This window comes from Flagellimonas lutimaris (genome assembly GCF_003581615.1).
Classification (GTDB): domain Bacteria; phylum Bacteroidota; class Bacteroidia; order Flavobacteriales; family Flavobacteriaceae; genus Flagellimonas; species Flagellimonas lutimaris.
In genome coordinates this window covers 350105-372819 of sequence record NZ_QXFH01000070.1, presented here as the reverse complement: position 1 = coordinate 372819, position 22715 = coordinate 350105, and the positions used below count along the sequence as shown (strand labels likewise).

18 protein-coding genes and 1 tRNA gene are annotated in these 22715 nt (G+C 40.2%); 13 read left to right on the top strand and 6 right to left on the bottom strand.

The window, feature by feature from the left end; all coding sequences use genetic code 11:
- The first annotated feature begins 5 nt into the window (after positions 1-5).
- Positions 6-998, top strand: a complete 993-nt coding sequence (gene dusB / locus D2V08_RS06100) for a tRNA dihydrouridine synthase DusB (protein WP_119607167.1) — start codon at positions 6-8, stop codon at positions 996-998.
- Here dusB and D2V08_RS06095 read toward each other — a convergent pair.
- Positions 995-2200 (bottom strand): ABC transporter permease, encoded by a 1206-nt coding sequence (locus tag D2V08_RS06095; RefSeq protein ID WP_119607166.1) that lies wholly within the window; start codon positions 2198-2200, stop codon positions 995-997. The genes dusB and D2V08_RS06095 overlap by 4 nt on opposite strands.
- 2 nt (positions 2201-2202) lie before the next feature.
- Complete coding sequence (gene rbfA, locus D2V08_RS06090) at positions 2203-2598, bottom strand: 30S ribosome-binding factor RbfA (protein WP_119607165.1); 396 nt, start codon at positions 2596-2598, stop codon at positions 2203-2205.
- A gap of 102 nt (positions 2599-2700) precedes the next feature.
- On the opposite strand from rbfA, the gene mce reads away from it, so the two are divergent.
- The gene (mce, locus tag D2V08_RS06085) at positions 2701-3108 is read left to right on the top strand and encodes a methylmalonyl-CoA epimerase (RefSeq protein ID WP_119607164.1); all 408 of its coding nucleotides are present in this window, start codon (positions 2701-2703) and stop codon (positions 3106-3108) included.
- Between the two features lie 59 nt (positions 3109-3167).
- Positions 3168-3241 (top strand) — tRNA-Ile (locus tag D2V08_RS06080).
- 318 nt (positions 3242-3559) lie between these two features.
- Here D2V08_RS06080 and D2V08_RS06075 read toward each other — a convergent pair.
- Positions 3560-5968: a penicillin acylase family protein gene (locus D2V08_RS06075; RefSeq protein ID WP_119607727.1), complete on the bottom strand. Its 2409-nt coding sequence runs from the start codon at positions 5966-5968 to the stop codon at positions 3560-3562.
- Between the two features lie 272 nt (positions 5969-6240).
- Between D2V08_RS06075 and D2V08_RS06070 the strand changes: the two genes are divergently transcribed.
- From D2V08_RS06070 to D2V08_RS06025, 10 genes are all read left to right on the top strand, one after another.
- Positions 6241-8577 carry a hypothetical protein gene (locus D2V08_RS06070; RefSeq protein ID WP_119607163.1) on the top strand — a complete coding sequence of 779 codons (2337 nt, stop codon included), beginning with the start codon at positions 6241-6243 and terminating at the stop codon, positions 8575-8577.
- A 226-nt stretch (positions 8578-8803) separates the two neighbouring features.
- Positions 8804-9895, top strand: coding sequence for a sensor histidine kinase (locus D2V08_RS06065; RefSeq protein ID WP_119607162.1), 1092 nt, complete (start codon positions 8804-8806; stop codon positions 9893-9895).
- A gap of 5 nt (positions 9896-9900) precedes the next feature.
- Entirely contained in the window at positions 9901-11226 is a 1326-nt protein-coding gene (locus D2V08_RS06060) for a sigma-54-dependent transcriptional regulator (RefSeq protein ID WP_119607161.1), read from the top strand.
- A 205-nt stretch (positions 11227-11431) separates the two neighbouring features.
- Positions 11432-11848 carry a GreA/GreB family elongation factor gene (locus D2V08_RS06055; protein ID WP_119607160.1) on the top strand — a complete coding sequence of 139 codons (417 nt, stop codon included), beginning with the start codon at positions 11432-11434 and terminating at the stop codon, positions 11846-11848.
- 42 nt (positions 11849-11890) lie between these two features.
- Entirely contained in the window at positions 11891-12250 is a 360-nt protein-coding gene (locus D2V08_RS06050; RefSeq protein WP_119607159.1) for a hypothetical protein, read from the top strand.
- Between the two features lie 153 nt (positions 12251-12403).
- On the top strand, positions 12404-13009 hold the full coding sequence (locus D2V08_RS06045; RefSeq protein ID WP_119607158.1) for a hypothetical protein: 606 nt from the start codon (positions 12404-12406) through the stop codon (positions 13007-13009).
- A gap of 280 nt (positions 13010-13289) precedes the next feature.
- Positions 13290-15782 (top strand): response regulator, encoded by a 2493-nt coding sequence (locus tag D2V08_RS06040; RefSeq protein WP_119607157.1) that lies wholly within the window; start codon positions 13290-13292, stop codon positions 15780-15782.
- Between the two features lie 134 nt (positions 15783-15916).
- Complete coding sequence (locus D2V08_RS06035; RefSeq protein WP_119607156.1) at positions 15917-16402, top strand: hypothetical protein; 486 nt, start codon at positions 15917-15919, stop codon at positions 16400-16402.
- Between the two features lie 54 nt (positions 16403-16456).
- Positions 16457-17794 carry an OmpA family protein gene (locus D2V08_RS06030; protein ID WP_119607155.1) on the top strand — a complete coding sequence of 446 codons (1338 nt, stop codon included), beginning with the start codon at positions 16457-16459 and terminating at the stop codon, positions 17792-17794.
- An 18-nt stretch (positions 17795-17812) separates the two neighbouring features.
- A complete protein-coding gene (locus tag D2V08_RS06025) occupies positions 17813-19378 on the top strand; it encodes a hypothetical protein (RefSeq protein ID WP_119607154.1) in 1566 nt (521 codons plus the stop codon).
- A gap of 17 nt (positions 19379-19395) precedes the next feature.
- Here the strand turns inward: D2V08_RS06025 and D2V08_RS06020 are convergent, their stop codons facing one another.
- The 3 genes from D2V08_RS06020 to D2V08_RS06010 are packed head-to-tail and all read right to left on the bottom strand — an operon-like array spanning position 19396 to position 22563.
- Entirely contained in the window at positions 19396-19839 is a 444-nt protein-coding gene (locus D2V08_RS06020) for a 3-oxoacyl-ACP synthase (RefSeq protein WP_119607153.1), read from the bottom strand.
- 7 nt (positions 19840-19846) lie between these two features.
- A complete protein-coding gene (locus tag D2V08_RS06015; protein ID WP_119607152.1) occupies positions 19847-21199 on the bottom strand; it encodes a sensor histidine kinase in 1353 nt (450 codons plus the stop codon).
- Positions 21199-22563: a sigma-54-dependent transcriptional regulator gene (locus D2V08_RS06010; RefSeq protein ID WP_119607151.1), complete on the bottom strand. Its 1365-nt coding sequence runs from the start codon at positions 22561-22563 to the stop codon at positions 21199-21201. Before D2V08_RS06010 ends, D2V08_RS06015 begins: the two co-directional genes overlap by 1 nt.
- Between the last annotated feature and the right edge of the window lie 152 nt (positions 22564-22715).

Below are 22715 nucleotides of genomic sequence, written 5' to 3'. Positions count from 1 at the left end.
AGGATTTGCCAAAAATTGGAAACATAGAACTCCCTGATTTTCCGCTTCTTCTAGCCCCTATGGAAGATGTCAGCGACCCGCCTTTCCGCAAACTGTGCAAAGAGCAGGGCGCCGATGTTGTGTACACCGAGTTTATTTCTTCCGAAGGATTGATCAGGGATGCCGCGAAAAGTGTCATTAAATTGGACATTTACGAAAAAGAACGTCCCGTGGGCATTCAGATTTTTGGTGCCGAATTGGACTCTATGCTTCAGGCGGTGGATATCGTTGAAAAATCCAACCCCGATATTATCGACATTAATTTTGGCTGTCCAGTAAAAAAAGTGGTGAGTAAAAATGCTGGCGCAGGTATTTTACGAGACATTCCTTTAATGGTAAAATTGACCAAAGAAATTGTAAAACGAACGAAGTTGCCAGTTACCGTAAAAACCCGTTTGGGGTGGGATACCAGTTCCATCAAAATTATTGAGGTGGCAGAGCGATTACAGGATGTTGGGATCGAAGCCATTTCCATTCACGGACGTACCCGTGTGCAGATGTACAAAGGGGAGGCCGATTGGAAACCCATTGCTGAGGTTAAAAATAACCAGCGGATGCATATTCCTGTGTTCGGAAATGGAGATGTGGACACACCCGAAGCTGCTGTAAAAATGCGTGACGAATACGGTCTTGATGGTGCCATGATCGGGAGGGCAAGCATTGGTTACCCTTGGTTTTTTAAGGAAGTAAAACACTACTTTAAAACAGGAGAGCATTTGGCGCCACCAACCATGCAAGAACGCGTGGAGGCCGCTCGTAGGCATTTGCAAATGGCCATTGATTGGAAAGGCGAGAAACTGGGTGTTTTTGAAACCCGAAGACATTATACCAATTACTTTAAAGGCATTCCGCACTTTAAGGAATACCGGATGAAAATGGTGACCAGCGATGCTGCTGCAGATGTTTTTGCCACTTTTGATGAGGTACAGGAAAAATTCGGGGATTTTCAGTTTGCTTAAGCGGAAACCAATTTTTGGGTGATTCGACTGCTCGCAATTTTTGAAGAGATAAAGCCCAGAACCACAATCGTTCCTATTACAATCAACAAGTTGATGATATCAAATTCCACGGGATAAGCTAGCGTGGGAGTAATTTTTAACCACCCAAACGCCAACTGGGAACCAATCAACAGGGAACCAATCAATACACCGATCAATCCACCAAAAGAGGTGACCAGTAATCCTTGAATAAAATAGATACTACGCAGTTCCTTAATGGTCGTACCTAAACTATACAGCGTTTTGGAATTCTGTTGCTTGTCCAAAATCATCATAATAATAGCCCCAACAACATTAAAAAGAGCGATAATCAACACGAGCGTGAAAATCAAATAGGTTGCCAAATTTTCGGTATTCAGCATCCGGTAGAGCGAAGTATTTTGTTCCCTGCGCGTCAAAATTAAGGCTTTGTCGCCCAAAACCTCCGAAATGGAGTTGCTAACCGCATCGGGAGAGGCGCCATCGGTCAATTTAAAGTTGATGCCGGACACTTCTGTACTATCTTTCTGCAACAGTTCTTGCACCAAAGGAAGTTGGGCAAAGACGTATTTTTTGTCCAAACTTTCTTCCACCGCATAAACGCCGCTTACCACTAAAGCAAGGTCATCATAAGGTTTGGAATTAAACCCTTGTTGCGAAAAAGAGCCCTCGCCGGGTTTAGGCACCAAAACTTCCATAGCGGTCCTGTTGTTCATGGGTACGCCCAACAGATTATATATGCCAATGCCAATGACTCCGTTGTAGACATCGGAGCCCCAGTTTCCAAAAATTAGGGTGCTGTCCACCCCTGTAACGGCACGGTAATTTTCATCAACTCCCTTTATATAGGCGATGGTGCTTTTTTCTTTGTAGGTAAGGTAGGCCCGTTCTTCCAGTTCCTTGGAATAGTTGGCCAGTCCTTCAATTTGGTTTAGCTGAGATTCTTCATCTGGAGAGAGGGTAAAATGTTTTCCAATAGAGGGCGTAGCCTTCAAATCGGGGTCAAACGTATTGGAAAAAGAAAGGCTGAACGTCTTTAGACCGGCAAAAGCGGAGAGCACGATAAATAGAGCCGCAGAACCTATCACAATCACCAAAAAAGTGATAAAATTGATGATATTTACCGCATTTTGGCTGCTTTTGGACCGTAAGTAACGTTTTGCGATATAAAGCGGAAAGTTCAAAATCAGGATTTCTTACGTTTGTCGAGCAAGTCCCTGTTCTCGATAGGGTTTTCTTCTCTTTTCAATGATTTTTCAATCCCTTCGATGTATTCCAAGGAATCATCCAGATAAAAATTAAGCTCAGGCACTCGTCTTAATTGGTGTTTGGTACGCTGGGCCAATTCATACCGGATGGCCACTTGGTTCTCTTTGATGCCTTCCAACAGTTCTTTGGCACCTTTGTTCGGAAAAATGCTCACATACACCTTGGCCAAGGATAAATCTACGGTCACGGAAACCTTGGACACGGAGATCAAAGTTCCCTTAAGGCCACCATCGGTAGCGGCGCGTTGTAAGATATCGGCCAGGTCTTTTTGAATGATTCCTGCTATTTTTTTCTGTCTTTGTGTTTCCTCCATACTGCAAAAATAAGCGAATAAATGACTAACCTCACGCTATTAACCATTTACAGTCCGTAATTTTGGGAAAAGGTGAACATTTTAACGCTTATTGTAACTCCTATGGATAAAATTGAACATATCGGTATTGCGGTAAAAGATTTGGAAACATCCAATACATTGTTTGAAAAGCTTTTGGGCGTGCCGCACTATAAAGTCGAGGAAGTGGCCTCGGAGGGGGTAAAGACCTCATTCTTTAAATCGGGGCCCAATAAAATTGAACTACTGGAGGCGACAAAGCCCGATAGCCCTATTGCCAAATATTTGGAAAAGAAGGGAGAGGGCATTCATCACATCGCTTTTGCAGTGGAAGATATAGCTTCGGAAATGGAACGATTAAAAGGCGAAGGCTTTGTGGTTTTGAACGAAACGCCCAAAAAAGGAGCGGACAACAAGCTGGTGGCTTTTTTGCATCCAAAGGGCACCAATGGGGTACTGGTGGAGCTTTGCCAAGAAATAAAAGAAGGGTAGAAGTAGCAAAACCTTGCGCTGAAGAAAAATAAACACTAATATTGCATCCGCAAAATGCGGGTCCTATAGCTCAGCTGGTTAGAGCACCTGACTCATAATCAGGGGGTCCCTGGTTCGAGCCCAGGTGGGACCACACAAAACCCTTTCAAGTCGCTGATTTGGAGGGTTTTTTACTTTTTTAGGGTATGTTGGCATTTTACGGTATGGTTTGTCCTTGTTGAAATAGAAGGAATCCAAAATGGACAATATTTTCGATCCATAAAAATATAACGCTTGATGGCATCATAACAGTAAGATATGTTTTTGGAGTATCATTTTTACTTTAAAATCACGTATTTTATTATCTCAATGTTACAAATGGTAATACACTTAAATAGCTAAGAGCAAGAACTATACAGTGTTTGTTGGAGAAAAACGCAACCGTATGCATTTGAGGGTGATTCCATCTCATTTATTCTAAGGGGACAAGCAGTTCCTTTTTCACGGTTGTCGAATCAATTTTATCCTTGGAATAATATACTGGAAAGTATTGGTCATTGGCCCAACTTTTGAACAAATTTTTGTAGAAAGGGCTTTCAGGGTTGCCGGATTGCCCCGGTGCATTGGTACCAATGGATAAATCCCAGTCATTCACATCCACAATGATTCTGAATGTGGCACCGGATGTTTGGTTGTTATGGCTTCCGGTTACCCCAGGCGTATACTGGTTGCCTCCCCTTGCCAATTTCTTCGTATTCAATTTGGACTGTAATTCTATATTTACCACACTGCCCAACGGATGAATGTATTGTACATGTTTGTAATCGGCACCCCCATATTTCCAAGAATCCATTTGATCACCAAATTTTTCAGCAAGACCTTTTACAGCTGTAGCAAAGGTTCCTGTTAAAAAGTGGTTCCTTTTGTTTATGGCGTTTGAACCAAACTTGGATTCTGGTTCGATCAGCCATTGCATCAATTTGCTCATTTGGATACTGGGTATAACTTGCTCGGCCTCTGAATCGGGGAAAAAATCAAAATAGCTTTTCAGCAATTCCCTTTCCCAAGCAACATAAATGGCGGCTTCTGTAGAATATTTATCCAAAACAAAATCCCAATCGGATAACAATTGCTGTGCTTTTTTAGGCATATTTTCCGTAAAGGATTGCTCTCCCAAAATAGGAACAAGGCTACGTGCGGGTATGGACAAATAATCCGTCTGAAGTGCCTTCATATCGGCCATGGTCAGTTTTTTGCCCGAGCCCAATACTTCTTTCAATCGATCTCCGCGAAAGGAATCACTCCACAAATAACCAATAACATCCCATTCTGTATAGCTGTCTGGCGTCACGTTTTGATTGGCCGTGGAGATAAACCCATTGGCAGGATTTTGATCATGTGGCTTTTGTTTGATGGGCAAATAACCATCCCACTCATACCTTCCATCTCCGGGAACGGGCACCAAACCACTAAAATTTCTACGGATGGGGGCAATACCTACTGCTTGCCATCCAATGTTGCCCTCTTTGTCTGCCCATATCATATTCTCACCCGGAATATTGCTATAATCACAAGCATCGCGGAACTCTTCCCAATTTTTGGCCTGGTTCATACGCAGAGATGCCAAGTAGGGGGAGCTTCCTGGTTCCAACCAAGCACATCTTACAGCATAGCCCACATGATTGATGGAATCGATATAAGTTACAGGGCCATGTCTGGTATATTTCAAATCCACTTTAGCATCGTCACTGTTTTTTACCGGGATTGTTTCGGTAATGACTTCCATGTCTTCCCAGTTGTCTTGGTATTTGTATTGGTTGAGGTTTTCAGGGTTTAGCTCATAGACCATCAAATCCTCCCCATCAGTTCGGAAAACAGTCAATCCCCAAGCACCATATTGGTTATGGCCAATGGAAATTCCGGGAATCTCCGGTTCACCGCCACCGATTACGTCCCAACCTGGGGCGGATAGGTGGGCCCAATAGCGAAGGGAAGGCACGGCCAATGTTCTGTGGGGGTCGTTGGCCATATAGGCATGTCCGTTTGCTGTCAAGGATGGACTTGTTACCCAATTGTTGCTGCCAATCCACATTTTATCGGCCTCAGATGTACTTGAATAATCTGACGAAGTATTCAAAGCCAGTCCTGTTTCCACACGATAAGCCGGTAGAATATCCTCGGGTTCAAATTTTATTGGTTTTCGGTATGCTTCATACAATTCCAAGATATCGTTGGATAAAAGCAAAGGGTCTATTGCTGGGTCTAATGTTATGTTTGGCTCCTTGGGATGAAACCAATAATATTCCTTCGTTTTTTCTGACCCCAATTTGGCTACTGTTCGACCGATTTCCAATTCGGTGGTGATATTGCCCAATAGACCCTGATGTCGGGAAATAACCACTTCGGGGGTCCATTTTTGCGGCAAGATGCCCAAGGCCTTAAAGGTAACCGGTAACAATTGTGGGTTTTGAAGGACTTCCTCAATATAGGCATTAACCCCATCGGTGTATGCTGTTATGATTTCTTCCCCATTGGGGTGGTAGTGCTGCATCTCGGTCTCCATATTGCCCCTAAATTTAAATAGGCGGGTTCCGATATCGCGTTTCAGCTCTCTTTCCCCCAAAATTTCCGAAACCGTTCCGGTAGCTTGCCTTCGCCATATTTCAAATTGAAACAGCCGATCTTTGGCAGCATAATAGCCTTGTGCAAAAAACAGGTCATGTTGGTTGTTTGCATAGATGTGGTTGATTCCCACCTCGTCCCGAAGTACTTCTACATTTTCTGTTAGTCCCGCTATATGGATTGTATTGGGACTTTCCTGTTTTTTACAGGCGGATAAAAATAAAAAAAGGAAAAATAGAAAGCTTGGAAGTGTTTTCATGGCCATTGGTTTGATGAATGTGTCCTCTAATTTACGCAGATATTGTTTATGTCCATTGTAGCATTCTCAAAATCAATCATATTGGATGGTGTGGCTTTTTTCCATCCGAGTTTTTTGGCTTTTGCAACTTCAATTTTGCTCAAAAGCCCCCAGAGATTTTGACATCATCAAAGAATTATTGGGTTTTTGTCGTTTTAGAGATTACGTTTTGAAGGAAGTTTCTTATGGATAGGCATAATTTTTGAGCTTAGCATGTTCTAACTTTATTCGTAGTGTTCCATTATAAAAACATAATTACATTCCCTTTCTTTTTGACACTATTCTTTGCTGCTTTTGGACAAGAGGCGAGAACAATAGGTGTAGAAGGGGAACCTTTGCTTGAAAATATACATCTTCACCTGAATAAAACGGCATTTTTCAAAGGGGAGCGCCTATGGTTCAAGGCCTACGTTCAGGATCAGCGTATGCCATCTTCGACCACCACCAATCTACATGTTGGTGTTTTTTCAAAAGACGGAAAGGCTCTGGTAAAAAAAATGTTTTTCGTCAACAATGGCATCAGCTATGGAGATTTCAAAATTGATTCAACTTTTGTTGAGGACTCATATACTCTGATGGCATGGACCAACTATATGAAAAACTTTGAAGTTGCCACTCCTTTTCTACAAAAAATTATAATGATTGGAAATGCAAAGCAAACTGCCACAAAACCTAAAGGAGGAATAACCGCCTTGATTCATCCTGAGGGGCAGCAAATTGTAGCAGACACTTATAATAGCATTGGACTGATGGTTTATAACCAGACAGGTAATCCCATACAAACTGTTGGTATTCAGTTGATGACCGAAGATGGCGCTCAAATTCAGTCAAATATTCAAACAAACGAGTTGGGGCAAGGCAGGTTTGGTTTTTTTGCTGACCCCACCCAATCATATTTCCTAAAAATCAAAGATGGGAAGGGTCTTTGGACTACCAAAAAACTGGAAATTAACATTCAGCAGGGAATAGGAATCAGTGTGGACAATACGGGAAAAGAAGTTGTTGTACTTAGCCCTAAATGGTCAAATTCCACTTTAAATACAGAAGAAACAACTGGATTCTCGATTGCAATTTTTAACAATATTAATCGGTCTTTCATATATCTTGATGATTTGAATAGAGACAATGATGTAATTTCGGTAAACCGAAATCAAATCCCCAACGGAATCAACACGGCGGTGATTCTAGATGAAGAAATGCACCCCATCTCACAACGTATGTTTTTTAACAAACAAACAGAAGTTAAAAAAGTGCATTCAGTATATGTTAGCTATTGCCTGACCAAAAATCAGGATTCCTTACAGATAGACCTGATACTCCCCGAAGGAAGCGAAAAGGCCAATGTAAGTATGTCAGTGCTTCCTGTCGAATCAAGCGCACACTTCCCCAACAATTCTATAAGCTCATCCTTCTTGGTACAGCCCTATCTGGACCAACAGTTTATTGATGGCAACTATTTTTTTGAGGGAAACAAACGTTTAAGGGACTACCAAATGGATACCAGGTTGCTTATGGAAAAAACTGAAAAGTTCAACGGATACCTTGGGATAGGTGAGAGTCAAAACAACATATATGAGTTCGAAAAAAATATTGCCATAGACGGAAAGATTTTGGATGCAGACACCAAAAATGAAAAACAGGTTTCCATTATGTCCCAATCGTTTGGTGCTGTCAAACTTTTTGATCTTGCTTCTGATAAGCGTTTCTATGGGAGCCTGCCACTATTCGAGGGGGATTCCGTTTTGATCAGTGTTCTGGACCGCAAGGGAAAACTCAGAAAGCCAAAAGCCGAACTCTACTTTAACAATTATGATGGAGATACTTTTGATTATACAAAATGGTTAAGGAATACGAACCAAGTTGAACCAGAAGCCATGCTTTTAAAAACAGATGAAGACCTGAACCTAACAGATAGGACCATATCTCTTGACGAAGTTGTAGTTTCGGAAAGGGCAAAGCAGAACACTAAATTTCAAATAACTGCCAACATAGAAAGACGAATCATAGATAAAGAGACTATAAAACGATACACTTTTGAAAGCTATATCCGAAGGTTGGGTTTTAGGATATATCCAGATTATGATAATGGCGGTATCAATGTTTATGTTTCAGACCCTCCCGGCATAAAGTTTGTGCCTGTTTTAATTGAGGGCATGTTGGCCAGCCCAGGTGAGCTTATTTCCAGGCCGCTTTCTTCGATAAAATCAATGGTTTACAGCAAGAATAGACTAGAGCCTTTCATTTCGTTATCATTACGGTATGATTATGATGAATTGTATGGCAGAGAGGGACAGTTTACAAGTATTTTTATACCAAAAGGATTCAGCCGTACACAAACCTATTTTACACCAAATTATCCTGATTACACTTCATTTTTATATAAAAAATATGGTGCTATTTGGTGGGAAAGTCAACTTGAGGTCAACTCAGAAGCACCATATTCAATCACCGTACCTCTAAACGAACAGAAAGAGGTAAAGGTTGTTGTTGAGGGGATGACGGCTAATGGCCTTTTGTACCATACTGAACAAACGTGTAGTCCTTTTGAAAACAATTATTCCGCTAACTAGGAAAATTTAGAAAAAGCCTGATACAAGTCTTTAAAAGCATTCTTTTCGCGCGATCCACTATAAACCAGTATTTAAAACCCTAATACTTTAATGTTTTATAATGCGGCTGTTTTTTTGATAAGCTCAGGCTTCTGGCGATCCTGGTATAATAGACCAGTTTTTTTGCATTTTGAAAGATAATTGCCAAACACCAAGAATTCACTAATTTGCTACAAAGGAGAACAACATGCTCACCGCCGAACAAAAGCTCAAGGAACGCATCAAGGAACTTACCTGTTTGTACGAGGTTACTTCATTGATTGTCAACTGCGATTACGATGATATGGAAACTGCACTGCTTGGTATTGTGCAATGCTTGGAGCGCGCTTGGCAGTTCGACGAGGAAACTTATGTGGTTCTTTCCACCCCAGATTACTTCATCAAGACAGAGGAGAAAGGGGAAGGCTACGTGTTTTTGGAATCAGTCATTACCGTGTTCAACAAACCAAAGGGTGAGATAAAAGTTGGGTATCCGTCTCCCAAGTACCAACTCAAGGACTTTTTGGAGGAAGAGCAACAACTGCTGGACAATGTGTGCCTTAAAGTGGGCAATCTCTTGGAACGTAAGGAAATCAAAGAAAAGGAAGAACACATCCGCCGACAAGTGGAACAATCCGACAGGCTTCGGATATTAGGAGAAATTACCGCAGGTATTGCTCACGAGCTCAATACACCTTTAGCTAACATCCTGGGGTTTACCGAGCTTTTACAGGAACATATCAGTGATGATCCACAAGCTCTCAAGGATTTGGACAAAATCATCACGAACACCATATTTTCAAGGGAAGTGGTCAAAAAACTGATGTTTTTTGCCTGCGAAATGCCCGAAACAAGGGAAGTCATCAACGTAGTGGAAGTGATAGAGGAAGCTATCAATATGTTGCGGACTACCTTGCGCCAGAATGACGTCTCTTGTGACTTTGAACATTCTGAAGATACCATTGAACTTCGTATAGATAAAATCCAATTGACCCAAGTGGTCTTCAACCTAATTGTAAACGCCATCTATTTTGCACCGCCAAAAAGCACTATTTCCGTTTCTCTTGGTGTCGAAAAGCAAAATATCATCCTAAAAATTGCCGACCAAGGTCCTGGAATCCCTGAAGAATCTAAAGCACATATTTTTGACCCCTTTTTTACCACCAAACCCGTGGGTGAAGGGTCTGGATTGGGACTTAGCGTGGTGCACGGCATTGTGCAGAGCCACCAAGGCAGCATTGCAGTTACCCCGAATACCCCAGCAGGCACTATCTTTACATTGAAATTCCCTAAAAAGTAAACGCTTTGTTGAAAAAGGAAAACATATTGCTCGTCGATGACGATATCGATATTTTGGAACTGCTGCAACGGCACTTAAAATCGATGGATTACCACACCTACAAGGCTGTTTCGGTGAAGGAGGCGCTATATATTTTAAAGGATACCGAGATAGACTTATTGGTGACGGACATTAATATGCCTGAGATCGATGGGTTGGAATTGGTGAAATATGTGGCGGAACATTTTCCCAACATGCCTAAGTTGGTAGTAACGGGATTTCCATCGGTAGAAGATGCGTCGAGTGTTATTAAACACGGTGCAACGGATTATTTGACCAAACCTTTTACCAAAGCTGAACTGGAACTGGCTGTGAAAAAAGCACTGGCCAGCAAAGAAGCCAAGGAAACCTTTAAAACACCGCCCGTAAAACCTGTGGCCACCAACGGGTATTCCGATATGATCGGAAATTCAGAAGCCTTCCAAAAAGTCACCGAGATCATTGATCGGGTAAAAGATAATCGAGCTACGGTTTTGGTACGCGGGGAAAGTGGAACAGGAAAGGAGCTAGTGGCAAGGTCTATTCATTACTCGGGTAAGTTCTCTCGAGCTCCCTTTATCGCGGTGAACTGTGGTGCCATTCCCGAGAATCTGTTGGAAGCCGAACTTTTTGGCTACACCAAAGGTGCTTTTACCGGCGCCAACGAGAATCGTGATGGCTTTTTTCAGGCGGCGCACAAGGGCACTATTTTTTTGGACGAAATAGGAAATGCCCCTTTACCCGTTCAAAACAGATTGCTACGCGTGCTCCAAGAAAAGGAAGTCACCAAAATAGGTTCTCAAAAACCTGAAAAATTGGACGTTCGTGTCATTGCTGCCACCAATAGTGATTTGGAAGAACTGATACAAAAAAAAACATTTAGGGAAGATCTTTTCTATCGCCTTTCGGTTGTTACTGTTGATGTACCACCGCTTAGGGAACGCTCCTCCGACATTCCTTTGTTAGTGCGCAAGTTTATGCATAAATACGGAATTGAGTACAAAGACCGTTTTGTCCGCATTGCCGATGGTGCCCTTGAAGTTTTACAAAGATATTCTTGGCCAGGCAATATACGCGAGCTGGAAAATGTGGTGCAGCGTGCTGTGATCATGTGTGATGGTACAATCACTTTGGAACATCTTCCGGACCAACTAAAATATAAAATCGACTTCCCACAAAAGGGCTTTAAAACACTTCAGGAAAAAGAAAAGGAATATATTCAAGAAGTGCTACTTTCCACCCATGGCAACAAGACCAAAGCTGCTGAGATTTTGGGAATCAACCGTAAAACACTGCGCGAAAAATTGAAGTAATTACTGGGGCGTTTCGCCCCGACCGGGTAAAAATTACCCGGACCCATTCTCTTTTATTTGATACAAAAATATATTTAATAAACTGATTATCAAATTTTTACAATTTTGATTTGATAATTTTTTCTCAAGTGGCACAGGCTTTGCCTTTATATGGAGAAAATACTGGGATGCTGATTTTTAGTGTCCCGTCCGTTAAGAATTGGAAATGAAATACGGAAGCCTGATCATGGAAAAAAAGGATTACCTAACGCTGAAAAGAATACTAAACTTCCATAGGTTCTATGAGGATTATGCCCATAAAGATGCCTTGGAACAGTTGGGCGATAGGATTGACAATGCTTTAGTGGAAGATGAATCCGACATGCCCGACGATGTGGTTCGGTTGAACTCTAAGGTTACGGTGGAATTTATGAAGGGATCACGACAAAGTTTTCAATTGGTTGCATCAACCCGCAATGATCTTAAACAGAACATGATATCTGTGGTAAGTACCCTAGGGGCCAGCTTGGTCGGACTTGCGGTGGACGATCAAATTCAACTCGGGTTCCCATCAGATGTTCAATCCTTTAAGATAGTCGGTGTGGAACAGTCGCACCAGTTATCATCCAGTTTTGATTTATAGAAAAACACATGAAAATTAATTTTAAACCTTAAATATATAATTATGAGAAAAATAATTTTAGCACTTCTGTTCGTGGTGGCAACCACAAATATCAATGCACAAAACGCAAACCCTCAAGATGTAAAAGTCGGCGATGTTTTGGAAATTGGTCGTCCCGACGCACCCAAGTTCAAACACATTGATTTTCCAAGAGCCAACTTCATCATTAAAAAAGGCGGCATAGCCAATTATAAAAGAGTGGTAGGCAACAAAGTTGTGGTAACTGACATTAAAGAGAAAAAAGACGGTACCGTAGTGGTAAAAATCAAAAAGACCGACGGTAAAAGATTCTTTAACAGTCACCCAGTTGTTAAGGCAGATTTAAAAGAAGCACTTGAGTCTGGCGAGTTAAGTGTACTATAATTGATTAATGAGTTCCGCTCAGCTTAAAGCATTTAGGTTTGCTCAATTAGAATGGTTAGCTAATGGCTGGGCGGATTTGTTTCCTAGAATTTTTTTATTTCATATACTAACAACTGCCCCCTTTCATTTAAAAACCCAAAAAGGATGCTAAATATGAGAACAATAAAGCAACGTATTCATGCAGGTTTTATACTTGCGGCAGCATTTTTATTGGTTCTTGCATCCAATCGGCTGAACAACCGAAATTTTTCTACAGTAGAGCATGGCGTGGATTCGGTTTTTGAGGACCGCTTGGTGGTCCAAGAATACATTTACACGCTGAACAATCTGTTTCACAAAAAAGAATTGTATTTGGCCAACAACACATTGAATAATAAAGCAATTCCACAATATCCTGAGATAAAAAACATTCTGGCGGATTTTGAGAGGACCGACTTGACTCGGGAGGAGTCACTATTCTTAACAAATTTGAAGGAAAACTATAAGGAACTTAAAACCTTGGAGACCAACCATGCCAAAAATGATAGCTCAAAAAAAGAAATTGTTTCCGTGCTGAACAGTATTAGCAGAAACCTTGACGAACTTGCGGAGGTACAGCTTTCGGAAGGCAGGCAGTTGACGCAGCGTTCCAAAAGGTCTTTAGGCATGAATCAGATGTTATCTCGAATAGAAATTGTGTTCTTGATTATTATTGGAATACTTTTTCTTGTTATCGTTTTTAAACGTGAAAAACGGGACATGGAACTTGTAGATGAATAGGGTTCTATGCCAGTGCCGAGTTGTTCTTTTTTAAAAACTTTCCCTGGTTTCGTATAACAACTATTTAGTATTGTTTGCATGGCTTGTGTTAAGCAATATCCAATTACTTTTCTCATTTATTTTTTATGTTCATTAAACTTTCCGACTCTAGCCTTTGCTTGATTGGGGAAACTTCACTATTTTCTATTCTTGTAATAGACTTAAAATCAACATGAAATCGTCATTATTAAGTTGATAAACATATATTTGGTATTGACCAGACATAAGTAAAGCAATTATTTTGACTAGTAACCTCAAAAGAAAAGTTCTTGTTCTGTTTTTTGTGCTAATCTGTGGTTTTACCTTATTTGGACAGGTATCTCAAGAAACCACGGTTTCATATGAAGCCTATAGAAACGCAACAAAAGCAATAGTCACCTCCTTTTTATTTATCGGTTCTTTTCTGGTCATGGGAGTTTATATGTTTCTTTTGTTTATTCAGAACAGGAAGAGAGATTACCTGCTATATGGAATTTATTTGTTGGTATTTACCTTTTATTTCTTGTTACGTATAGATGAAGTGGTCCGTTTTGACATTTTGGATTCTTCCTATGAACTCCACAATCACTTATTGATTCCTTTGCTCTTGATAATGACCGCTATCTACGTGAGGTTTATTAATGTGTTCGCTGAGATTCGAAAATATTCAGTGCCTTTTGCCAAAAGATTGGATGTCTTTTCAACAGTCTTTGTTATTGTTGGCCTTGGGCTTATTGTATACACCCTGTTCACACACGATTTTGAAGGTGTCAGGAATATCAAAAGTTACCTGACACTGCCGATGCACGCTTATACATTAGCAGCACTAATAAAAGCCTTTTTTATAATTAAATCCAGAATCAGGCACTATATCCTGTGGAGCAATATATTCCTATTTACATTTTCCATAATTGGGGTATACAGTGCGAGTAGCTTAACATATGATGAAACATTGACCACACATGTGCTGTACGGATTCTACACCTTTAATTCCTCTCAATTGGGAGTTTTTTTGGAAATGATTTGCTTCGCATTGGGATTGGGCTACAAGTTTAACCTAATCGAAAAGGAAAAGGATGATGTAAAAGGGAAATATATCCGCCAACTCAAAAAAAATGAGGAGGTCAGCCGCCAATTAAATGAAGAATTGACCCATTTGGTAGAAGAACGGACCTCTGATTTAAAAATAAAAAATGAATTGCTCGAGAAGGAAAGGGAGATAAAAGCTAATTTTTTTGCAAACGTTTCCCATGAATTTAGAACTCCCATTACCTTAATACTTGGTCCTGTACAGCGGTTACTTAAAAGGAAGGATTTATCTGTTGAGGACAGAAATGCCTTTAACATGATAAAGTTAAATTCCAACCGACTTTTGAGCTTGGTAGATCAATTACTGGGCATTTCCAAGATTGAATCAAGTAACAATCAACCAGAAAAGAGCAAAATAGATCTTCATGTTTTTTATTCGAAAACCATTGGGGCTTTTCAACTTGCCATGGAGGAAAAAAAGATTGAACTACATACTCAGATTCCGAAAAAAAGGACTGAAATAATCTTTGATGAAGACGCTTTAAGTAAAATTGTATCCAATTTATTATCCAATGCCTTAAAATACACACCTGAGCGAAAAAAGGTGGATTTTTTCTCGGTATTGAAACATAACATTTTAGAGATAACCATTACAAATACAGGCGTTGGGATTCCAGAGGGCCAAAAAGAAAAAATATTTGATAGGTTTTACCAGATAAACCAAAATCAAGGAACAGGAATAGGCATTGGTCTAGCACTTGTCAACGAATTGGTCAACTTTTACAAAGGTAGCATTACATTGGAGAGTAAAGTTGGGGAATGGACCACATTTAAGGTAAAACTCCCTGTCGAAACAGGGGATGATAAAGAAAATTTAAAAGAAGAAAAAGGCTTTTTAAACAACCTTACAGCTATTGCACCTCCCATAAAAGAGCAGACACCAATTGCCCAAGAAGCTCCCAAAACCCATTCGAACTTATTGCTGGTAATAGATGATAATAAGGATATGATTACTTTTTTGACCAGTTTGTTGTCAGAATATTTTGAAGTAATATCCGCCGAAAACGGTATGGAGGGAATTAGGACCGCAAAGGAAAGAGTTCCCGATTTAATTATCAGCGATGTTATGATGCCTATTAAGGATGGCATCCAATTAAGTAAAGAGTTAAAAGAGGATATGAGAACCAGCCATATTCCAATAATCTTGCTAACTGCCAGGGCAGACCATAAAAACCAATTAAAGGGAATACGGAGCGGGGCAGAGGAGTATTTGGTAAAGCCCTTTAACAATGAATTGTTACTGGCTAAAATTGAGTCTCTTTTGTCAAACAGAAATTTATTGCAAAAGTATTATCTCAAAAACGACATAAACCAATTTTTAGAAAACACGTTTAACACAACCGAAAAAGGTTTTTTAAGACAATTAAAGGAAGTGGTGGAAGAAGAATTGGAAAACGGAGATTTTACTGCTGAACAGTTTGCGGAGCATTTAGGAATGAGCAGAATGCAATTTCACCGAAAAATAAAAGCGGTAAGTGGTATGTCCTCTATGGAATATTTAAATAGAGCTCGTTTGAGCAGGGCCAAGAAAATGTTGAAAAATTCTACCCTCCGTATTTCTGAGATTGCATTTTCTACAGGCTTCAACGACGCCAATTACTTTAGTAAAGTTTTTAAGAAACACTATAAATTAAGCCCTACGCAATTTAGAAAGCAAAAGGATTGAATAAGCTGTCAATTCTTGATTTGTGGGCCATCCAAAAGAATTTGTTACAATACTACAGATAATTGTTACATAAATCCCCGGCTTCACTTTGGGCATATGATACTTTTATCTAACAATCTCAAAAACTTAGGTAAATGTATCTTACAAAACTTTTTTGGCTGACACTTTTTGTTCTTTTTTCCCCCTCTGAAGAGGACTTTCAAGAACACAAAAACAAGGACACACCAAATGTTACAGAAACATCTGCAGTTGCCGTCTTAATTAACCATGAAGAACAATATATAGAAAGGATTTGGCCCTACGAAGAGTTCATGGAACGATATAACTCAAAGGAAAAAAGCTTTTCTGGGAGCAAGCCCTATTTTGCATTAGTATCAAGTAAGGCGGGGTATAGCCTCAAGGATTTAAAGTTTGAAGAAGGCTTTGAACTAACCTTATATGAGGGAAAAGAATACTTACCTGACGATGTGGAAATTCCAGGGGGTATGTTTATTCCTGGAGGAATGTTCATCCCCGGAGGTATGTTTAATGAAGTTAAGTCGCTCAGAGCAGGAAGATCAGAAGCTAAAGTGGAGCCTCAAAAACACGGGAAAGGAACAGTAAGCCTCATTTTCTTTTAAAATTTACCGCACTTAGAAACAACAATTGTTAATTGTAAAAAAGATATAATTAAAATGAAAACCTCAACAATCAAAAAATTAATAGGAGCCGTTCTGTTCTTATTTTTTGCCAACACAGCGGAAGCACAGTTCTTTAAAAAGCTTAAGAAAAAAGTAGAAAAAGCCGCGGAAGAAACGGTTATTAAAAAAACGGAAGAGAAGACCAGAAAGGAAACTGAAAAAGCAATGGACAGCATTTTTGAACCTAATGGCGAGCGGTCTGGCAGGAATTCAAAAAAAGGAAATGATAAAGTCGGAAACGATCAAAATAATGGTCCTAGTGCTGAGGGAGAAAATCAGAACACTTTTGAGGCCTATTCAAAATTTGATTTTGTTCCAGGAGACGAGATTATTGCGGTCGAGGACTTTAGCTTAGACGCTATTGGCGATTTACCAGCAAGGTGGAATACATCGAATTCTGCAGAAGTGGTTTCGTTGAACACAGAGGAAGGCAAATGGTTGAAAATTGGAATCGGAGACGGAGCATTTGTTCCGGATTTTATGAATGAACTACCAGAGAATTTTTCTTTGGAATTTGACATTATTATTGATTACGATACCAAGATGGGAGGATTTAAACCTGTAATATCCTTTACCATGTCGGATATTCCAAACCCCGGTTACGACATGAACGATGATACTCCAGGAAAAAACGGCGCATCCTTTTTGGTCTATGGTGGTGTTGGGGATAAAGGTCATATGGAATTTTATAAATATACCCCAGACAATAATTTGAACGTCCGCACTCCTAAAGACTTTTCAAGTATTCAGTATGGTTCTTGGAACCGAAGTAAGCCCATGCACATTTCCATTTGGAAACAAGGAAAGAGGGTTCGCGTTTATTTGGACGAAGAAAAAGTATTTGACCTTCCTAGGGCCTTTCAGGCTTCAGGGCTGGCCAAAAACTTTAGGGTTTTTTCGAATATCCGAAAAAATGAAACATTTTATTATTTAAGTAATTTCCGCTTCGCAGAAGGCAAGGAAGATATAAGAAGCAAGCTTTTGAATCAAGGAAACCTAGTTACTTATGGAATTACATTTGACAAGGCCAGCGCCAAATTAAAACCAGAATCCAATGGGGTCCTAAAAAAAGTTGCCCAGGTCTTGAACGAAATGCCCAACTTGAACCTAAGGATAATTGGCCATACGGATTCTGATGGAGACGCAGATTACAATTTAGAGCTTTCTACAAATAGAGCGGAATCAGTTCGGACAGCCTTGATCCAATTATTTAATGTAGACCCGGAACAACTTGCGGTGGAAGGCAAGGGAGAAACAGAGTTGCTTACAATGGGCAATAGTCCTCTGGACCACGCAAAGAATCGCAGGGTTGAGTTTCAAAGTATACGTTAATTCACAATAACTTCTTTAATGAAAAGATTACAAGTTATTCTTCTTGGATTACTGTTGCTCGGTAGTTTAGAAGGCCTTGCCAAATCTGCAGAATCTGATTTAGAAATGGAGGAAGGCTTCCGTAATTCCTCTGAAGATATACCTATCCAACCCTTAAAGGACGATGCGGAACGCATACCACATTTAAGTGACATTGCTTCTTTGAACGGAACTTGGGTGCGTATCGATGGCAATAATAAAAAGGCCAACGGCATGGTCATCCAAATAAAAGATAGCCAAGGAATTATCATTAATGCGGTCAACACCCGATTAAAAGCAGGCGATATTAAATGGAAGAACATTGTCTCTACGGGAACGAATACATTTAAACATCAAGAGCTTGGGAGTAATTATAAGTATTACGATGGAACCATGGAGCTGTCTGCCAAGGATAAACTAACCGTAATGGTTGGGGCATCTGGCAGGGGAAACGCACAGATATGGCAACGCAACTCTAAAAATCTGAAAAACAGAAGTTTAAAAGACTCCGAACTTTCAGAAAACAAAAACTCAATAGTAAACGGGAACCAAAAACCCATAGCTGCCATAGGGCCCAATGGAGAGGAACTCTTTATTTATACCAACAACACATACAAAGCTAATGAAAAGGTGCCCGAGGAACTTACCAGACGCCTCTTCACTTATTTGCAAGATGGGCATATTATAACCGATATAGAGTTTGTGCCTCAAGGGAGTGGATGGGCAATAGCTACGAATAGGCAGGTTATGGCAAGAAATATAGGAGGTCAATTCCTAACTAAGGCTTCCGAGACTTATGGTGCAAACGGATATATCGTGGACCTGGAGTTTAAGCCCATGAACTGGAATAGGGAACGAGCCTTTGTGTTTATGGATCAGAATGGTATAATTACAGATAATACGTCTAAAAAGAAAATAAACTTCGACCGAAATGAGGTAATACGGGTTGAGTCATCGAATCGGAAAAAAATAGAAGCCACCAAAATTAAATACACGGTAAGCTGTGATTGGCTTGTTGTATATGAAGCCCATGATATGGGGGTAGACGGAAATGCTCTGGAATTGTATGGCCGGGCAAACCTATCCGTCTGGTTCAAAGACCCGGGTGAGACACCTATTACGGTCAGACTGGAAAAGAATGTTGATTTTTCAGGAGCCAATGGTACCTTTAAGGGAGAAATTTTTAGTATCGAGGAAAACTCTTTGGTTAAATTAAGAACAGGAGAAGGTACAGCATTGCCGGAGGGAAAGGTAGAAATTACGATAGACCTCAATGATTTTGGAGGTATAAGCTTAGAGGAGTTTGAAAATAATACTTGGTTAAATCTTGTTTTCTTTTTTGTTGAAAAAGACTTGGGAAATACTTTTATGGATCTGTTTCCAAGAACGGAGCGAAAAGTATACCTAAGCGAGGCAGACATAGAGCCAGTTAAGTCCCTATCCACTTTATTCGAGAATGAAGCAGGGGGAGGGCAAAGTACAATTCGAAACAATATGGTTCGTATGCGCTATAAAAGTGATGAAATAGGAGTAAGCTTTAGTCTGGTTAGGGAGATTATTGAATAACCTTAATACAAGTAAGGTCATGAAACTTCTAATATGGGTTGTTCATCACCATTAAAAACAAAGTTTTCACCCCTTTCCTTTCCTAACAGGAATCTGGCAATAGGAGCATTGGCCGAAATACAGTAAACAACACTATCATTATATTTAAAAGCTCCTGCAGAGATAGCAATAAAATAATCGGCCATACTCGTTTTTACCAGGGAACCCAATCTTATTTTGTCTGACGGTTTTTCAATATTAATTTTTTTGAGAATGCTTCGGGTAGCTTCGAGTTCCTGTAATTGTTGACCCAGCTTTTCCTGTTCCAATTGCACCATGGCCCTGCCTGTTTCGTGTTTATCTCCGGCCGAACTTTTGGTTTCGGAACCCAAAGATTCTTGGAGCTCATCGCTCTGTTTTTTGAGGCGATCCGTTCTTTCGTTTACATGCTTCCAGCAAAATTCTAAAAGAGCTTTTTTCATAATTTGATTACGCAAAGGTAAGTCGGAAAACAGTTTCTGTTTCAGGAACGGAACGCACTTGTATGCCACCTCCATGAAGCTGCATTACTCTTTTGGAAAGGCTTAGTCCAATACCCGTACCTTCACTTTTTGTAGTGAAAAAGGGCACAAAAATTTCGTCCATCACCTCGGGGGGAATGCCCGGTCCGTTGTCTTGGATTTCAATGTATTTTGAGCCATTTTCATCAACACCAGCAATCACCTGTACCTTCCCGCCTTCAATTGACTCAACAGATTGTAGGCCATTTTTCGCCAAGTTGATCAACACTTGTGAAATTTGTTTTTCATCAATATAGAATTCCAGATCTTCGGGGTTGCAACGTGTGGTGAACTCACTATCGCCCTCAATGAGCCTTGCAGACATCAACACGTCAATTTTTTCCAGTAAATCTTTACCTTTCACAAGAGTTTTGTTCGGTTCGGGTACATGCAGCAAGCTTCGGTAGGACTGTACAAAATCCATAAGGTCGCCACCTTGATCTTTAATAACTTCTAATCCTTTTAATGTATTTTTTATCTGGATCTCCTCCAACTCTTCCATCGGAGTGATTTTGTCCCCTTTGCGGTAATATTTGATAATGGAATCCGATATGGAGGCAATCGGGGTTATAGTATTCATAATTTCATGGGTGAGCACGCGGATAAGGCGCACCCAAGATTCCGTTTCTTTTTCATCCAGTTCCTTGTGAATATCCTGGACTACCACCAATTGTAAAAACTGACCATCCAATGTCAACGGTGTGGACTTTAAAGCCAACTGTATCTGCTCACGTTCGTTGGACAGCTGAAATAACTTGCGCTGAAAAGGTTTAAAATTTTTGAAGATTTCATACAAATTTTCATCAACCTGCTTTAGTTGTTTGATGTGGTTTAGCGGCGTGTAATCCAATAAATGCTCAAGCGTAGGATTGGCAAACAAAATGTGTCCTTTTTCATTATAGGTCATGATACCGATACTGGCCTGCTTCAAAATTTCTTGGTAATACTGTTCCCTCACCTGAAGCTGCATATGTACTTCTTGGATAAGCCCGTTAACGCGGTTTAGGCTTTTATTTAGTTCTTTAAAGGATTCAATGGTGACCCCCTCTGGAAAACGTAGGGTAAAATCCTCATTTTTGATTGCATCAAAAAAATACGAGATTTTTCTGTTGGTGCGATTTATAAAAGTAATCAAGGAAAAGACCTGGGTGACCATTAACACGGCACAGAGCCCCATAGTAAAATACCATTTATGCGATAATGAAAAAGCCATTAAAATGGCTGTTACGGAGAGAAAGATTACCCGAAGAATAAGCTGAATGTAAAAGTTTCTACTTGCCATCAGTGGTTCTTTTTCTTCAACTTATTGTAAAGTGTTTGGCGCGATATGCCCAATTGTTCGGCTGCTGCACTATAGTTTCCCTCATTCTGTTCCAAAGCCCTAAAAATCATCTGCTGTTCCATTTCATTGAGGGTCATGGGTTCGTTGTCGATAGATTGCATGGGTTTGGCGTGCAATAGAAAATCGGAGGGTTTTAAAACATTGCCATCAGCAAGAATAACGGCACGCTCCATGGTGTGCTGAAGCTCTCTTATATTGCCTGGCCAAGGGTATTCCATTAACCTTTCTTGTGACAATTGATTGATGCGCAATCCGCTCTTATCGTATTTATGGGCAAACTTTTTTAAGAAAAAATCGGCCAGCACCAAAATATCGTCATCGCGGTCCCGCAATGGAGGTACTTCTATATGTATGGTGTTAATTCGGTACAGCAAATCTTCACGGAACAAGCCATCCGAGACCATTTGCTCCAAGTTGCAATTGGTGGCACAAATGAGGCGAATATCTACATTGACGTGCTGATTGGAACCCACTCTCACAACGAATTTATTTTGGATGGAGGACAATAGTTTGGCCTGCATTTGTAAGGAAAGGTTGCCTATTTCATCCAAAAATAGACTGCCTTGGTGTGCGGCCTCAAACTTACCGGCCCTATCTTCTTTCGCGTCGGTAAAAGAGCCTTTGGTGTGCCCAAAGAGTTCACTTTCGAACAAGTTTTCCGCAATGGAACCCATGTCCACTCCAATAAAAACCTCATCCTTTCTGGAAGACAAACGATGTAGTTCTCTTGCAATCAATTCTTTTCCTGTACCGTTTTCACCTGTGATGAGAACGTTAACATCGGTTTTGGCCACTTTGGCTACCAGGTTTAGTACAGAGGTCAATGCCTTGGACTGACCAATGATATAATTTCGTCCTTCGTTTATGACCTGTTTAAGGTTGTTCTCTTTTTTCTTTAGGTTATGTATTTCCTGTTTGGACCTTCTCAGCTCATAGGCCGATTTTACTGTGGTCATCAAGCGTTCGTTGTTCCAGGGTTTCAGTACAAAATCGGAGGCTCCTTGTTTGAGGGCCCTAACGGCAAGGTCTACGGCGCCGTAGGCCGTCATCATAATTACCGATGTGTTGGGCGACTTCTTTTTGATTTCGTTGAGCCAATACAAACCCTCGTTGCCCGTATTTACTCCGGCTGAAAAATTCATGTCCAAGAGCACGATATCAATGTCTTCCAAATTCGGAAAAGAGGAAATCTGGTTGGGATTAAAAATGGTTTGGACGCTTTTGTATTCAAACTGCAATAGAATTTCCAAAGCACTTAACACGCTCTTATTATCGTCAACAACTAAAATTTTGGCATCAACCATAAGGCTCTGGATTCATTTTCTTGGTTAAAACTAGTAATTGCATCGATATGTTTTAACCTAGTGTAAAATATTTTGACATTTTTTGTATAAAATTTTTACATCTAATTAGTTCTTGCTGTTGATTTAATATCGTAATTAATTGATATTCAGTT

What these genes read in the sequence shown, in the direction of transcription:
- rbfA (WP_119607165.1), bottom strand. Translation starts at nt 2,598, where the DNA reads ATGGAGGAAACACAAAGACAGAAAAAAATAGCAGGAATCATTCAAAAA.
- mce (WP_119607164.1), top strand. Translation starts at nt 2,701, where the DNA reads ATGGATAAAATTGAACATATCGGTATTGCGGTAAAAGATTTGGAAACA.
- D2V08_RS06075 (WP_119607727.1), bottom strand. Translation starts at nt 5,968, where the DNA reads ATGAAAACACTTCCAAGCTTTCTATTTTTCCTTTTTTTATTTTTATCC.
- D2V08_RS06065 (WP_119607162.1), top strand. Translation starts at nt 8,804, where the DNA reads ATGCTCACCGCCGAACAAAAGCTCAAGGAACGCATCAAGGAACTTACC.
- D2V08_RS06055 (WP_119607160.1), top strand. Translation starts at nt 11,432, where the DNA reads ATGAAATACGGAAGCCTGATCATGGAAAAAAAGGATTACCTAACGCTG.
- D2V08_RS06050 (WP_119607159.1), top strand. Translation starts at nt 11,891, where the DNA reads ATGAGAAAAATAATTTTAGCACTTCTGTTCGTGGTGGCAACCACAAAT.
- D2V08_RS06045 (WP_119607158.1), top strand. Translation starts at nt 12,404, where the DNA reads ATGAGAACAATAAAGCAACGTATTCATGCAGGTTTTATACTTGCGGCA.
- D2V08_RS06035 (WP_119607156.1), top strand. Translation starts at nt 15,917, where the DNA reads ATGTATCTTACAAAACTTTTTTGGCTGACACTTTTTGTTCTTTTTTCC.
- D2V08_RS06030 (WP_119607155.1), top strand. Translation starts at nt 16,457, where the DNA reads ATGAAAACCTCAACAATCAAAAAATTAATAGGAGCCGTTCTGTTCTTA.
- D2V08_RS06025 (WP_119607154.1), top strand. Translation starts at nt 17,813, where the DNA reads ATGAAAAGATTACAAGTTATTCTTCTTGGATTACTGTTGCTCGGTAGT.
- D2V08_RS06020 (WP_119607153.1), bottom strand. Translation starts at nt 19,839, where the DNA reads ATGAAAAAAGCTCTTTTAGAATTTTGCTGGAAGCATGTAAACGAAAGA.
- D2V08_RS06015 (WP_119607152.1), bottom strand. Translation starts at nt 21,199, where the DNA reads ATGGCAAGTAGAAACTTTTACATTCAGCTTATTCTTCGGGTAATCTTT.
- D2V08_RS06010 (WP_119607151.1), bottom strand. Translation starts at nt 22,563, where the DNA reads ATGGTTGATGCCAAAATTTTAGTTGTTGACGATAATAAGAGCGTGTTA.